The sequence below is a fragment of the Burkholderia sp. GW821-FHT14F03 genome (genome assembly GCF_058803765.1).
In genome coordinates this window covers 17,338-29,151 of sequence record NZ_JBXAPG010000002.1, presented here as the reverse complement: position 1 = coordinate 29,151, position 11,814 = coordinate 17,338, and the positions used below count along the sequence as shown (strand labels likewise).

Annotated in this window: 13 protein-coding genes; 5 read left to right on the top strand and 8 right to left on the bottom strand. The window is 70.8% G+C overall.

Features of this window, described 5'->3' with window-relative positions:
• Window positions 1-81 precede the first annotated feature (81 nt).
• The 3 genes from AC1RQF_RS01670 (at window position 82) to AC1RQF_RS01660 (ending at window position 2,036) form a co-directional block, all read left to right on the top strand.
• Entirely contained in the window at window positions 82-723 is a 642-nt protein-coding gene (locus AC1RQF_RS01670) for a uracil-DNA glycosylase family protein (protein ID WP_492871156.1), read from the top strand.
• 195 nt (window positions 724-918) lie between these two features.
• A complete protein-coding gene (locus AC1RQF_RS01665; RefSeq protein ID WP_273997311.1) occupies window positions 919-1,608 on the top strand; it encodes an MlaC/ttg2D family ABC transporter substrate-binding protein in 690 nt (229 codons plus the stop codon).
• 11 nt (window positions 1,609-1,619) lie between these two features.
• A complete protein-coding gene (locus AC1RQF_RS01660) occupies window positions 1,620-2,036 on the top strand; it encodes a hypothetical protein (protein ID WP_273997309.1) in 417 nt (138 codons plus the stop codon).
• Between the two features lie 234 nt (window positions 2,037-2,270).
• Here AC1RQF_RS01660 and AC1RQF_RS01655 read toward each other — a convergent pair whose 3' ends face one another.
• Window positions 2,271-2,999: a hypothetical protein gene (locus AC1RQF_RS01655; protein ID WP_273997308.1), complete on the bottom strand. Its 729-nt coding sequence runs from the start codon at window positions 2,997-2,999 to the stop codon at window positions 2,271-2,273.
• 337 nt (window positions 3,000-3,336) lie between these two features.
• Between AC1RQF_RS01655 and AC1RQF_RS01650 the strand changes: the two genes are divergently transcribed.
• Complete coding sequence (locus AC1RQF_RS01650; RefSeq protein ID WP_273997307.1) at window positions 3,337-4,632, top strand: O-acetylhomoserine aminocarboxypropyltransferase/cysteine synthase family protein; 1,296 nt, start codon at window positions 3,337-3,339, stop codon at window positions 4,630-4,632.
• Here AC1RQF_RS01650 and AC1RQF_RS01645 read toward each other — a convergent pair.
• Both AC1RQF_RS01645 and AC1RQF_RS01640 read right to left on the bottom strand, forming a co-directional pair.
• Window positions 4,611-4,829, bottom strand: a complete 219-nt coding sequence (locus tag AC1RQF_RS01645; protein WP_492871155.1) for a hypothetical protein — start codon at window positions 4,827-4,829, stop codon at window positions 4,611-4,613. The two genes, AC1RQF_RS01650 and AC1RQF_RS01645, sit on opposite strands and share 22 nt — an antisense overlap.
• A 53-nt stretch (window positions 4,830-4,882) precedes the next feature.
• On the bottom strand, window positions 4,883-5,506 hold the full coding sequence (locus AC1RQF_RS01640) for a hypothetical protein (protein WP_492871154.1): 624 nt from the start codon (window positions 5,504-5,506) through the stop codon (window positions 4,883-4,885).
• A 212-nt stretch (window positions 5,507-5,718) separates the two neighbouring features.
• Here AC1RQF_RS01640 and AC1RQF_RS01635 point away from each other — a divergent pair, with 212 nt between their 5' ends.
• On the top strand, window positions 5,719-6,753 hold the full coding sequence (locus AC1RQF_RS01635; protein WP_492871153.1) for a chitinase: 1,035 nt from the start codon (window positions 5,719-5,721) through the stop codon (window positions 6,751-6,753).
• Window positions 6,754-6,856: 103 nt separating this feature from the next.
• On the opposite strand, the gene AC1RQF_RS01630 is transcribed toward AC1RQF_RS01635, so the two are convergent.
• From AC1RQF_RS01630 to AC1RQF_RS01610, 5 genes are read right to left on the bottom strand one after another with little or no spacing between them, the layout of a single operon-like run.
• Window positions 6,857-7,705, bottom strand: a complete 849-nt coding sequence (locus AC1RQF_RS01630) for an ureidoglycolate lyase (RefSeq protein WP_273997304.1) — start codon at window positions 7,703-7,705, stop codon at window positions 6,857-6,859.
• A gap of 48 nt (window positions 7,706-7,753) precedes the next feature.
• On the bottom strand, window positions 7,754-8,497 hold the full coding sequence (locus AC1RQF_RS01625; protein WP_273997303.1) for an SDR family oxidoreductase: 744 nt from the start codon (window positions 8,495-8,497) through the stop codon (window positions 7,754-7,756).
• Between the two features lie 50 nt (window positions 8,498-8,547).
• Window positions 8,548-9,423 (bottom strand): amidohydrolase family protein, encoded by an 876-nt coding sequence (locus tag AC1RQF_RS01620; RefSeq protein ID WP_492871263.1) that lies wholly within the window; start codon window positions 9,421-9,423, stop codon window positions 8,548-8,550.
• Window positions 9,424-9,425: 2 nt separating this feature from the next.
• Complete coding sequence (locus AC1RQF_RS01615; RefSeq protein ID WP_492871152.1) at window positions 9,426-10,487, bottom strand: aldo/keto reductase; 1,062 nt, start codon at window positions 10,485-10,487, stop codon at window positions 9,426-9,428.
• Window positions 10,484-11,782 carry a UxaA family hydrolase gene (locus AC1RQF_RS01610; RefSeq protein ID WP_492871151.1) on the bottom strand — a complete coding sequence of 433 codons (1,299 nt, stop codon included), beginning with the start codon at window positions 11,780-11,782 and terminating at the stop codon, window positions 10,484-10,486. The genes AC1RQF_RS01615 and AC1RQF_RS01610 overlap by 4 nt, the downstream gene beginning before the upstream one ends.
• Between the last annotated feature and the right edge of the window lie 32 nt (window positions 11,783-11,814).

Sequence of the window (11,814 nt, the reverse complement as noted above, 5' to 3'; positions counted from 1 at the left end):
CGGGTTCCCGCGAATCCGGTGTGGCGCGGCAATGAGCCTCGCCGCTCGCACGGCGGCGCTGCCGGGCCACATGCCCCTCGCATGGCCGATAATGGCGCTTCCCGCCCATCAGCCCATGAGAAGCGCATCGGTTTGAGCCCCGCCTCCCTCGCCGCCCTCCTCACCGAGATCCGCGCCTGCACCGTCTGCGCGCCGTCCCTGCCGCACGGCCCGCGCCCCGTGGTGCGCGCGCATCCGCGCGCGCGGATCCTGATCGTCGGCCAGGCGCCGGGGGCGCGCGTGCACGCGTCCGGGGTCCCGTGGGACGATGCGAGCGGCGAGCGGCTGCGCCGCTGGCTCGGCGTCGACCGGGACACCTTCTACGACGAAACGCGCTTCGCGCTCGTCCCGATGGGCTTCTGCTATCCGGGGCGCGGACCAAGCGGCGACCTGCCGCCGCGCCCCGAATGCGCGCCGCTCTGGATGGCGCGGCTCCTGCGCGAACTGCCCGCGATCGAACTGACGCTCCTGATCGGCCAATACGCCCAGCGCCATTTCCTCGCCCCCGAGCAGGCGAAGTCGGTCACCGGCACCGTCCGCGCCTGGTCCACCCTCGGCCCCGCATGCCTGCCCCTCCCTCACCCTTCGCCGCGCAACCAGGCCTGGTTCAAGCGTCACCCGTGGTTCGCCGACGAAGTCGTGCCGGCGCTGCGCGCGCGGGGCGTGACGCTGATCACCGGCTGAAGCCGCGCCGCCGACGCCCGGGGCGGGATCCGCGTACAATCGGCCGCACGGCCATGCGCAGGCTGCACCGTCCCGGCAGGCCGGCCCGCCGGAACCACGGCCCCCAGGACACCGATGCGTCGACTGATGAATGCAAGTATTGAGCGCGCGCTGCCGGCCGGCGTGCACGCCCCCCACCCGACCCTCGGAACGCCGATGAAACCGACCCCGCGCCACCGCCTCGCCCACGCGCTCGTCGCGCTCGTCGCTTTCGGCGGACTGACCCTGAGCGTCGGGGCCCGCGCCGCCGATCCGCAGGCCGCCGTGCGCATCGACGATCAATCCGCGCCGGCCGCGCTGATCCAGACGATCACGACCCAGGTGCAGAGCGAGGTCGCCGCGCGCGCGATCGATCCGACCGACACCGCGCGGATCATGGAGATCGTCAATCGCGACATCCTGCCGTACACCGACCTGCCGCGCACCACGCGGCTCGTGATGGGCCAGCACTGGCGCACGGCGGCACCGGCGCAGCAGGCCGCGCTGATCCGCGAGTTCACGCAGCTGCTGGTCCACACCTACTCGGGCGCGCTCGGCCTCCTGACGCCGAGCCTGCAATTCCAGTACCCGCCGTCCAACGTGAGCGCGACCGCCGACGACTGCGTGGTCCGCACCATCGCGATGTACAACGGCCAGCCCGTCGAGATCGACTATCGGCTGTATCGCACGCAGGCCGGCTGGCGCGTCTACGATCTGAACCTGCTCGGCGTGTGGCTCGTGCAGGTGTATCGGCAGCAGTTCAGCGAGACGATCCGGCGCGACGGCATCGACGGCCTGATCACGCAGTTGTCGGCCAAGAACGCGACGTTCGCCGACGCGCGGCCCGCCTCGCCCCCCACCCACTGAGCGACACGACGATGGCCCTCGATTCCGCCGCCTTCGTGGTGCACGACATCAGCCGCTTTCCGCTCGTCAGCGTGCGGCTGGATGCGCTCCCGCCCGGCTTCGCGCCGCAGTGGGAAACCGAGATGGATCTGCTGATCGCGCAGGCCCTGCCGTTCGCGGTGATCCATCACGGCACGCCGCTCGACGAAGGCGAAGACGAACGCCAACGGCGCGCGCGTTGGCTGGGCCAGCGCCAGGAGGCGCTGCAACCGCTCTGCAAGGTGCGGATCTTCGTGGAGTTCAATGCGGCGCGGCGCGCCGCCGCGATCACGCGTTGCCGCGCGGCGATGCATGCGTCGGGCGTGCCCTATCGGGTCGTCGCGACGCTCGACGAGGCGCATGCGATCGCCTCGCACCGGCTGGCGACGGCGCTGACCACGGCGGCCTGAGCGCGGATAGGCTCGGCGCCCGAGACGGCGGATTCCCCGCGCACCCGCGCGACGTTTCGACGGCGTGCAGGCGATCCACTCGCGACACGCGCGCGACAGCCCGGAAACGCCCGGCATCCGCGCGATCCGGCCGGGCGGGCGGCCGCGTGCCACGCAGGAGGCCATGCGGCGCGCGCGGCCGGCACCACGGTATCGGCGCGGCGCGCGCCGGATCTCGACACGGCCGGCCGCCCCTCACGCTTCCACGCAATACGACGCCATCAGCAGCCAGCGCCGCGCGTCGCGCTCGCGCCGCCGCTTGCCTTGCATCGGCGTCGCCTGATGCCAGAACGGCAGCCGGTACACCGCGATGCTGCCGTTGCAGGTCGCATCGAACGGCACGTTCAGATGACCGTCGGCGCTTTCGCAGATCAGCAGCTGCGATCCGACCGACGCGTTGACGAACGACAGGTGCACGTCGACATAGCCGTCGCGCAGGTGCGCCTCCTCCGGGTGGTGATCGTTGTGCGGCCCGACGTAGTCGCCGTGTTCGTACAGCGTGGCCTGCACGCCGTTGCCGCGCTCCAGCCGGAACCCGGTGGCCGCCTCGGCGAACGCGGCGAGCGACGCGGAGCGCAGCATCGCGATCAGTCCGATCCGCTGCGCCTGCCGGTACGCCTCGGTGCGCGCCGACGTGAAATAGATCGTCTTCTGCCGCATCGCCTTGCCGAGCGTCTCGCTGTAGTCGCGCGTCATGCCCCAGATGCTGTCGGATGGAATCGCCTTGACCAGCGGCTTCACGTGGCGGCGCAGATGGGTGTCGAGCAGCGCATGGCAGCGCGCCGCGACGGCGGGATCGATCAGGTCGGTGAAGAAATCGAGCCGCGGCGCGGGGCCGCCCGCCCGCGAGTCGGGCCCGCGTTCGAGCAGGCGGCGCCCGCGCCGGTTCAGCAGGTCGGCAAATTCCGCTGGAAATGCGTCCATGATTTCCGTGTCCCTCAGGTCTCCGCGCCGCGCCCGGTCGGCGCGCCGCGCCGCCGGGTTCGTATCGTGACGGTGCACGCCGTCCGTTTCCCGGTTTCCGGACCGCCGAACAACCAGGATCGGCTATATATATCGCCGCGCTTCGCCGATGACAATAGATCCGAATCCGGGTTCGCCCGCGTCCGCGCGCATCGATCGTTGCATCGTTGTAAACAGAGAGCGACGTTGACTCGAAATCCATGCGCACGCGGCATAAGCTAGTCACCAAACAAGCTAAGGCGCCTCGCGCCGCACTCCTATAATCGGTCGACCCCAACACGGAGACAGGAGCGCAGCGATGACCGACACGACCGCCCCCGAGTGGCGCCTCGAAACGATTGCCGTCCACGGCGGCTACAGTCCCGACCCGACCACGCGCGCGGTCGCCGTGCCGATCTACCAGACCGTCGCGTTCGCGTTCGACGACACCCAGCACGGCGCCGACCTGTTCGACCTGAAGGTGCAGGGCAACATCTATTCGCGGATCATGAATCCGACCCAGGACGTGCTCGAACAGCGCGTCGCCGCGCTCGAGGGCGGCGTGGGCGCGCTCGCGCTCGCCTCGGGCCAGGCGGCCGTCACCTATTCGATCCTGACGATCGCCGAGGCCGGCGACAACATCGTCTCGTCGAGCACGCTGTACGGCGGCACCTACAACCTGCTCGCGCATACGCTGCCGCAGTACGGCATCACCACGCGCTTCGCGGACCCGCGCGACCCGGCCTCGTTCGAGGCGCTGATCGACGCGCGCACCAAGGCGATCTTCGCGGAATCGGTCGGCAATCCGCTCGGCAACATCACCGACATCGCCGCGCTCGCGGACATCGCGCATCGCCACGGGATACCGCTGATCGTCGACAACACGGTGCCCTCGCCCTACCTGCTGCGGCCGTTCGAGCATGGCGCGGACATCGTCGTGCACTCGCTGACCAAGTATCTCGGCGGCCACGGCACGAGCCTCGGCGGCGCGATCGTCGATTCCGGCAGGTTCCCGTGGAGCGAGCACGCTGATCGCTTCAAGCGGCTCAACCAGCCCGACGTCAGCTATCACGGCGTCGTGTACACCGAGGCGTTCGGCCCGGCCGCGTACATCGGCCGCGCGCGCGTCGTGCCGCTGCGCAACACCGGCGCGGCGATCTCGCCGTTCAACGCGTTCCAGATCCTGCAAGGCATCGAGACGCTCGCGCTGCGCCTCGACCGGATCAGCGAGAACGCGCTGAAGGTCGCGCAGCATCTCGCGCGGCACGAGAAGGTGGAATGGGTCAACTACTCGGGGCTGCCCGACCATCCCGACCACGCGCTCGTGAAGCGCTACCTGTCGGGTCGCGGCCCCGGCATCCTGACCTTCGGCGTGAAGGGCGGCCGCACGGGCGGCGCGGCGTTCCAGGATGCGCTGAAGCTGTTCACGCGGCTCGTCAACATCGGCGACGCGAAATCGCTCGCGACCCACCCCGCGTCGACCACGCACCGGCAGCTGTCGCCGGACGAACTCGCGAAGGCCGGCGTGCGCGAGGAAACGGTTCGGCTGTCGATCGGGATCGAGCATATCGACGACCTGCTCGCGGATCTGGATCAGGCGCTCGCGGCACGCTGACGCGCAGCGCGCATCACGCATGACGAGGGGGCCGCGCGGCCCCCTTGTTTCATGGGCGGCGCATCCGCGTCGGGCGTCGATTCGATCCGCCAGAGACAGGCCGTGCCGTCCGCCGTCCCGACTTCGCGGATCGCCGACGCGCGCGCCGCCGCGATCGCCTTCGGCCAGAATCGCCGGGCGGGCGCGTTGTCGCGCATGACGGCGATCTCCCACCGCCCCGGATGCGCGCGAAACAACGCGAGCGCGGCCGCTACGCCGCAACCCGCGCGCCGCGCCGCGCCGCGCGCACGATGTAGAACTCCGCCATCGAGAAATCCACGCCTGCGTCGCCCGGCGCGCGCACGAAGGCGAACCCGATCGGTTCGCCCGCGTCGCGGATGAGATAGGGCCAGCGCGGCTCGCCTGCCTGCCAGTAGGCGTCGAAGTACGGATAGTCCTCGTCCGCGCCAAGCTCGCGCAGGTAGGCCGACAGCCAGTTTCTCAGCCGCGGCTGGTCCGCTTCGCTTGCGATGATGATGTCGATCGGCATGTGCATGTCGTCCTTGGGTTGACCGGCAAAGCGGCCTTGATGTCCAAACGAGCCGTTGTCGGGTTCGATGGCCTGCCGCGTGCTCCACGCACACGCCTCGAATGCCTTGACGGTATCGAGACGGCTGACGTCATGCCCCGGGGCAATTGGGCAACGATCGGTTGCGCAAATTCGCCATCGGGCCAGGCATCGGCGAAGGCCGCGTAGCGCCCCGGTGAACGCCGCGGTCGATTGTTCGGTTCCGCACGACTCGAGACTGGTTTGGACGGGCCGGAACCGCACTGCCGTTTCGATCAACCAGACCCTCACGCCGCCGCGCGCCCATCGACACGCATTCGCGCCCATGCGTCACAGCCCGGGCGTCGCCGCGTCCTCTTCGGCGGGACGAACACAGCCACTCCCAACCCGTCGCCCGGCATTCGAATCCATTGACGGGCGATTCGTGCTGTCCGGATGCCGCGGGCACTGCGTCCGCGCGATGCGCGGCCTTCAGCGCCGGCGCGAAGCCGCCGGATCGCGTACTGACTCACGGTGTTGCGCACCTCTAGGAGATTCCCATGCTGGATCCGCAAATACTTCGCCAACTCAAGAACCTCACCCCGGACGACGCCTCGCAGATGCCGAGCCTGGCCGGCAAGAACCTCCTGGTGGGCTACTGGCAAAACTGGGCGAGCAGCCCCGGCCAAGGCTACCAGGGCGGCGCATTCGCCGACATGGCGCTGACCAGGATCGACGACGCCTATAACGTGATCGCGGTCGCCTTCATGAAAGGCAGCGGCGTGCCGACCTTCAAGCCCTACACAGGCTCGGACGCCGAGTTCCGCGCGCAGGTCGGCGCGCTCAACGCACAGGGGCGCGCCGTGCTGATCTCGCTCGGCGGCGCCGATGCGCACATCGAACTGCACGCCGGACAGGAAGACGCGCTCGCGTACGAAATCATCCGCCTCGTCGAGACCTACGGCTTCGACGGGCTCGACATCGATCTCGAACAGTCGGCGATCACCTCCGCCGACAACGCGACGGTGATCCCGGCCGCGCTGCGCTCGGTCAAGGACCACTACGCCAAGGAAGGCCAGCACTTCATCATCTCGATGGCGCCGGAATTTCCGTATCTGAACGTCGGCGGCCGCTACGTGCCGTACATCACGGCGCTCGAAGGCTATTACGACTTCATCGCGCCGCAATACTACAACCAGGGGGGCGACGGCGTCTGGGTCGACAACGTCGGCTGGCTCGCGTGCAGCAACGACGCGACGCGAGAGGATTTCCTGTACTACCTGACCGACAGCCTCGTGACCGGTACGCGCAACTTCACGCGGATTCCATCCGATAAATTCGCGATCGGCCTGCCGAGCAACGCCAACGCCGCCGCCACGGGCTATGTGATCGATGCGCAGCATGCGATCCGCGCACTGGCGCGACTGGACAAGGCGGGCCACCCGATCCGGGGGCTCATGACCTGGTCGGCCAACTGGGATGACGGCGTCGATGCGAGCGGCCGCCGCTACGAGTGGGAATTCGCGCGCCGCTACGGCTACCTGACGCGCGGCGGCAAGCCGGCCGAGCATGCGGCGGCGGAAGCGACGCGCTGATCGTCCCGCCCGACGGCGCATGCCGCCGCGCGTTCGCGGCGACGGCGCAAGCGGCCGCCCGGCCTCGGCTGCGTCATGCCGATGCCGCGCGGCCGCCCGGCCTCTACCGCGCCGCGCGCGTGCGCTGGAACTGCTCGCCCAGCCCGGCGACCCCGAGACGCAGCGTCTGGCCCGCCTTCAGATACACCGGCGCGGGCTTCACGCCCATCCCGACGCCCGGCGGCGTGCCGGTCGAGATCACGTCGCCGGGCTGCAGGCTCATGCAGCGCGACAGATACGCGATCAGTTGCGCGACCGTGAACACCATCGTGCGGGTATTGCCGTTCTGGAAGCGATGCCCGTCCACGTCGAGCCACAGATCCAGCTGCTGCGGATCGGCGATCTCGTCGCGCGTGACGAGCCACGGCCCGATCGGCCCGAAGGTGTCGAAACCCTTGCCCTTGTCCCACTGGCTGCCGCGCTCCAGCTGCCACTCGCGCTCCGACACGTCGTTGACCACGCAATAGCCGGCCACGTGCTCAAGCGCATGCGCCTCGTCGACGTCCTTGCAGGCCTTGCCGATCACGACGCCCAGCTCCACTTCCCAGTCGGTCTTGAGCGAACCCTTCGGAATCTCGATGCCGTCGTTCGGCCCGCACACGGCGCTCGTCCACTTCGCGAACACCACGGGCTCGGTCGGCACCGGCAGCCCGGCCTCGGCCGCGTGATCCGCGTAGTTCAGCCCGATGCAGACGAACTTGCCGATCGCGCCCACGCACGGCCCGATGCGCGGCTCGCCCGGCACGCGCGGCAGCGTCGCCGGATCGATCGCGCGCAGCCGCGCGAGGCCCGCGTCGGTCAGCGCCTCGCCCGCGATGTCGGACACCCGCGCCGACAGGTCGCGAAGCGCGCCCTGCGCGTCGAGGATGCCCGGCTTCTCCTGGCCCACCGGGCCGTAACGCAGCAACTTCATGACGTGTTCCCTCCAGGGATTGCAGCGCCGGCGGCCCCGCCGCCGGCATCAGTTGGACCAGCCGCCGTCGATCACGTGCGCGTGCCCGGTCGTGAATGCGGATTCGTCCGACGCGAGATACAGCGCGAGCGCCGCGATCTCGTCGGCGGTGCCGATGCGGCCCATCGGCTGGCGCGCGACGAACGCGGCGCGCACCGCGTCGACGGTCGCATGCTGCGCATGCGCCTGCTCGACGATGCGCGCATCGAGCGACGGCGATTCGACCGTGCCCGGGCAGATCGCATTGCAGCGGATCCCGTGCGTGACGAAATCCGCCGCGACCGCCTTCGTGAGCCCGATCACCGCCGCCTTCGACGCGCCGTACGCGCATCGGTTCGGCACCCCCTTCACGCTCGACGCCGCCGACGCCATGTTGATGATCGAGCCGCGCCCGCGCTCCAGCATCGCCGGCAGGAACGCGCGGATGGTCCGATACATCGACTTCACGTTCAGGTCGAACGCGTAATCCCAATCCGCCTCGCTCGCCTCGAGCACCGTGCCCGCGTGCACGAAGCCCGCGCAGTTGAACAGCACGTCGAGCGCGCCCAGCTCACGCGCGAGCGCGTCGATCGCCGCGCCGTCGCGCACGTCGAGCGGACGCGACTCGAACGGCGCATCGCGCAGCGCGTCGATGCGCAGATCCGTGGCGATCACGCGCGCGCCCTCGTGCGCGAACCGCTCCGCCGTCGCGCGGCCGATGCCCTGCGCGGCGGCGGTCACGAGCGCGAGCTTGCCTGCCAGTCTTTTTACCATCTGCGACTCCCGATGAAATGACAGCAACGACATAACGAGTATTGGAGCATTCACTGCGCGGGCGCGTCCGCCTCGGCCGCTGTCAGCCGATAGAAAGCCGCGGCGCTGCCGCCGAAGATCGCGTCCTGCGCCGCGCCGCCCAGCACGTCGGTCAGGCGCGACGCGCTCGCGCGCCAGCCCGCGTAATCGCCGTTCAGGTTCAGCACCGGCCAGTCGCTGCCCCACATCAGCCGCGTCGCGCCGAAGCACGCCACCAGATGCGCGACGTAGGGCGCGAGCGTCGCGTCCGACCAGCCCGGCGCGGCCTCGGTCGCGAGCCCCGATAGTTTGCACCACACGTTGGGCAGCGCGGCGAGCTGCGCGATGCCGTCCGCCCACGGCTGCCACGCCTCGCGCCCCGCGCGGATCGGCGGCTTCGCACCGTGGTCGACCACGATCCGCAAGCGCGGAAAGCGCCGCGCGAACACGACGAGCGGCGCGAGGTGGCGCGGCTGCACGAGCGCGTCGAACGCGAGGTCGTGCGCGAGCAGCGCGTCGATCGCGGGCGCGAGCGCCGGATCGGCGATCCATGCGTCGTCCGGCAGATCCTGCAGCATCGGCCGCACGCCCTTGAAGCACGGCGCGCAAGCCAGCGCGGCGATGATGCCGGGCGCGTCGGGCGCGCGCAGCGGCGCCCAGCCGACCACGCCCGCGAGCGATGCGTCGGCGCGCGCCAGCGCGAGCAGCCGGTGGGTTTCGGCGAGCGTCGGCGCGGCCTGCACCGCGACCGTGCGGGTCACGCCGGCCGCCGCGCGAAGCGGCGCGAGGTCGGCGGGCCCATACGGCCGGTACAGCGGCGCGAGCGCGGGCGTGAGCCAGCCGTAGTCGCCGCGCGCGGGGTCCCAGTAATGCTGGTGCGCGTCGATCGAGCGCGCCGTCGCGTTCATGCTCATGCGCGCGGCGTCGGCGCGGCGGGATCGAGCAGCCCCGCGTCGCGCAGCGCGTCCCAGAACGCGGGCGGGATCGGCGTCGCGAACGCCTCGACGTTCTCGCGCACCTCGTGCGCCGACGCCGCGCCCGTCAGCACCGTCGCGACCGCCGGATGCGCATACGGAAAGCGCAGCGCGGCGGCGGCGAGCGGCACGCCGTAGGCGTCGCACACCGTCTCGATCCGCGCGACCCGTTCGATCACCGCGGCAGGCGCCGCGCCGTAGTCGTACTTGAGGTCGCCCTTCACGCCGCGCGCGAGAATGCCCGAATTGAACGCGCCGCCGAGCAGGAGCGCCACGCCGCGCTGCGCGCAGGCCGGCAGCAGGTCGGCGAGCGGCCCCTGTTCGAGCAGCGTGTAGCGGCCCGCGAGCAGCGCGCAGTCGATGTCGAACTCGGCGAGCGCATCGAGAATCACCGCGCTTTCGTTCACGCCCAGGCCGACCGCCTTCACCGCGCCCGACGCGCGCAACGCGTCGAGCGCGCGAAAGCCGCCGCCCGTCGTCAGCTGCGCCCAGTAGTGCGCGTGCCGGTCGCGATGCGTGAGACGGCCGATATCGTGCACGAGCAGGATGTCGATCCCGGGCATGCCGAGCCGCTGCTGGCTGTCCTCGAACGCGCGCAGGATGCCGTCATGGCTGTAGTCGTACACCGCCTCGAACGGCAGCGGCTGCCGCCAGCCCTCGCTGCCGTCGTAGGGCGTCGTGCGCGGCACGTAGCGACGCCCCGCCTTGGTCGACAGCACGTAGTCGGCGCGCGGATACGCGCGCAGCGCGGCGCCGAGCCGATGCTCGGCGCGCGTGTGGCCGTAGTGCGGCGCGGTATCGAAATAGCGGATGCCGGCCTGCCAGGCGGCGTCGACGGTGGCCTGCGCGTCGGCGTCCGACAGGTCGCGGTACAGGCCGCCGAGCGGCGCGGTGCCGAGGCCGAGCGCCGTCAGCGTCAGGCCGCACGCGCCCACCGGGCGGCGCGGGCCGAGCGCGGCCGAGGCGCGCGGCGACGGCCGCGCATCCGCCGCCGTCATGCGCGCGGCCCCCGCGAGACGCCGGCCGGCAGGCAGGCCGGGCCGATCGGTTCGAATGCCTTGTACGTCAAGATGAACTCCTGATGACCGAGCGCTTCCGATTTCGATGCGCCGCCGCTCGCGACCGCGAGCGTCTTCGCGAACACCTCGCGGCCGACTTCGTCGAGCGTCGCGCGCCCGTCGAGGATGCGGCCCGCGTCGATATCCATGTCGCCCGCGAGCTTGCGGAAGGTGGCGGGATTCGCACACACCTTGATCACCGGCGCGAGCGCCGAACCCACCACCGAGCCGCGCCCCGTCGTGAACAGGATCACGTGCGCGCCGCACGCGATCAGTTCGGCGATCTCGGCATTGTCGCTGATATTCGGAAAGCCGAAGCGCGGTTCGCCGTCCGGCACGACGTCGAGCAGATACAGCCCCGAGGTCGGCGGCAGGTCGCCGGGTTTCACGAGGCCGACGATCGGCGACGCGCCGCTCTTCGCATACGCGCCGAGCGACTTCTCCTCCTGGGTCGTGAGGCCGCCGTCGGCGTTGCCGACCGCGAAGCTGCCGTGGCCGAGGGCGGCGTAATAGCGCTCGGCCTTGCGCACCGCCCCGACGATCTCGCGCCCCAGCTCGGGACGCGCGGCGCGCTGCGCCATGTGCGGCTCGCAGCCGACCAGCTCGCCCGTCTCCTCGAACAGGCAGGTCGCGCCCTGCGCGATCAGCAGATCGAACGCGCGGCCGACGGCCGGGTTCGCGGTGATCCCGCTCGTGCCGTCCGAGCCGCCGCAGATGGTGCCGACCACCAGTTCGTCGAGCGTCATCGGCGCCTTGCGCTGCGCGGCGAGCCGCGCGCGCGCATCGCGCACCCAGGCGACGCCCGCGTCGATCGTGCCCAGCGTGCCGCCCGCCTCCTGGATCGTCAGCACCGCGGTCGGCCGGCCGCTCGCGCGCACCGCGTCGACCAGATAGTGCTTGTTCATGCTCTCGCAGCCGAGCGACACGAACAGCACCGCGCCGACGTTCGGATGGGTCGCGAGCCGCGCGAGCATCTTCTCCGCATAGGCGTTCGGATAGCAGCCCGGAAAACCGATCAGGTGCACGGGCGGCGCGGCGCATTCGGGCGTCTCCGTCGCGCGCGGCGGCGCGCGGAAGCTCGCGACGATCTCCCGCGCGACGTGATGCGCGCACTCGACCAGATAGGCCACCGCGACGATATTGCGGATGCCCTTGCGCCCGTCGCTGCGCGGATAGCCGGCCAGGATCGCGGCGGCGACGCCGGGCCGGGCGTCGATGGATGCTGCCATGGTCATGATGCGTCCTCCTTCGGGCGCGCGGCCGCGCG

What these genes read in the sequence shown, in the direction of transcription:
- AC1RQF_RS01655 (WP_273997308.1), bottom strand. Translation starts at nt 2,999, where the DNA reads ATGGACGCATTTCCAGCGGAATTTGCCGACCTGCTGAACCGGCGCGGG.
- AC1RQF_RS01645 (WP_492871155.1), bottom strand. Translation starts at nt 4,829, where the DNA reads ATGCGCGACAACGCGCCCGCCCGGCGATTCTGGCCGAAGGCGATCGCG.
- AC1RQF_RS01625 (WP_273997303.1), bottom strand. Translation starts at nt 8,497, where the DNA reads ATGGTAAAAAGACTGGCAGGCAAGCTCGCGCTCGTGACCGCCGCCGCG.
- AC1RQF_RS01640 (WP_492871154.1), bottom strand. Translation starts at nt 5,506, where the DNA reads ATGGGCGCGAATGCGTGTCGATGGGCGCGCGGCGGCGTGAGGGTCTGG.
- AC1RQF_RS01620 (WP_492871263.1), bottom strand. Translation starts at nt 9,423, where the DNA reads ATGAACGCGACGGCGCGCTCGATCGACGCGCACCAGCATTACTGGGAC.
- AC1RQF_RS01610 (WP_492871151.1), bottom strand. Translation starts at nt 11,782, where the DNA reads ATGACCATGGCAGCATCCATCGACGCCCGGCCCGGCGTCGCCGCCGCG.
- AC1RQF_RS01660 (WP_273997309.1), top strand. Translation starts at nt 1,620, where the DNA reads ATGGCCCTCGATTCCGCCGCCTTCGTGGTGCACGACATCAGCCGCTTT.
- AC1RQF_RS01670 (WP_492871156.1), top strand. Translation starts at nt 82, where the DNA reads ATGGCCGATAATGGCGCTTCCCGCCCATCAGCCCATGAGAAGCGCATC.
- AC1RQF_RS01635 (WP_492871153.1), top strand. Translation starts at nt 5,719, where the DNA reads ATGCTGGATCCGCAAATACTTCGCCAACTCAAGAACCTCACCCCGGAC.
- AC1RQF_RS01665 (WP_273997311.1), top strand. Translation starts at nt 919, where the DNA reads ATGAAACCGACCCCGCGCCACCGCCTCGCCCACGCGCTCGTCGCGCTC.
- AC1RQF_RS01650 (WP_273997307.1), top strand. Translation starts at nt 3,337, where the DNA reads ATGACCGACACGACCGCCCCCGAGTGGCGCCTCGAAACGATTGCCGTC.
- AC1RQF_RS01630 (WP_273997304.1), bottom strand. Translation starts at nt 7,705, where the DNA reads ATGAAGTTGCTGCGTTACGGCCCGGTGGGCCAGGAGAAGCCGGGCATC.
- AC1RQF_RS01615 (WP_492871152.1), bottom strand. Translation starts at nt 10,487, where the DNA reads ATGACGGCGGCGGATGCGCGGCCGTCGCCGCGCGCCTCGGCCGCGCTC.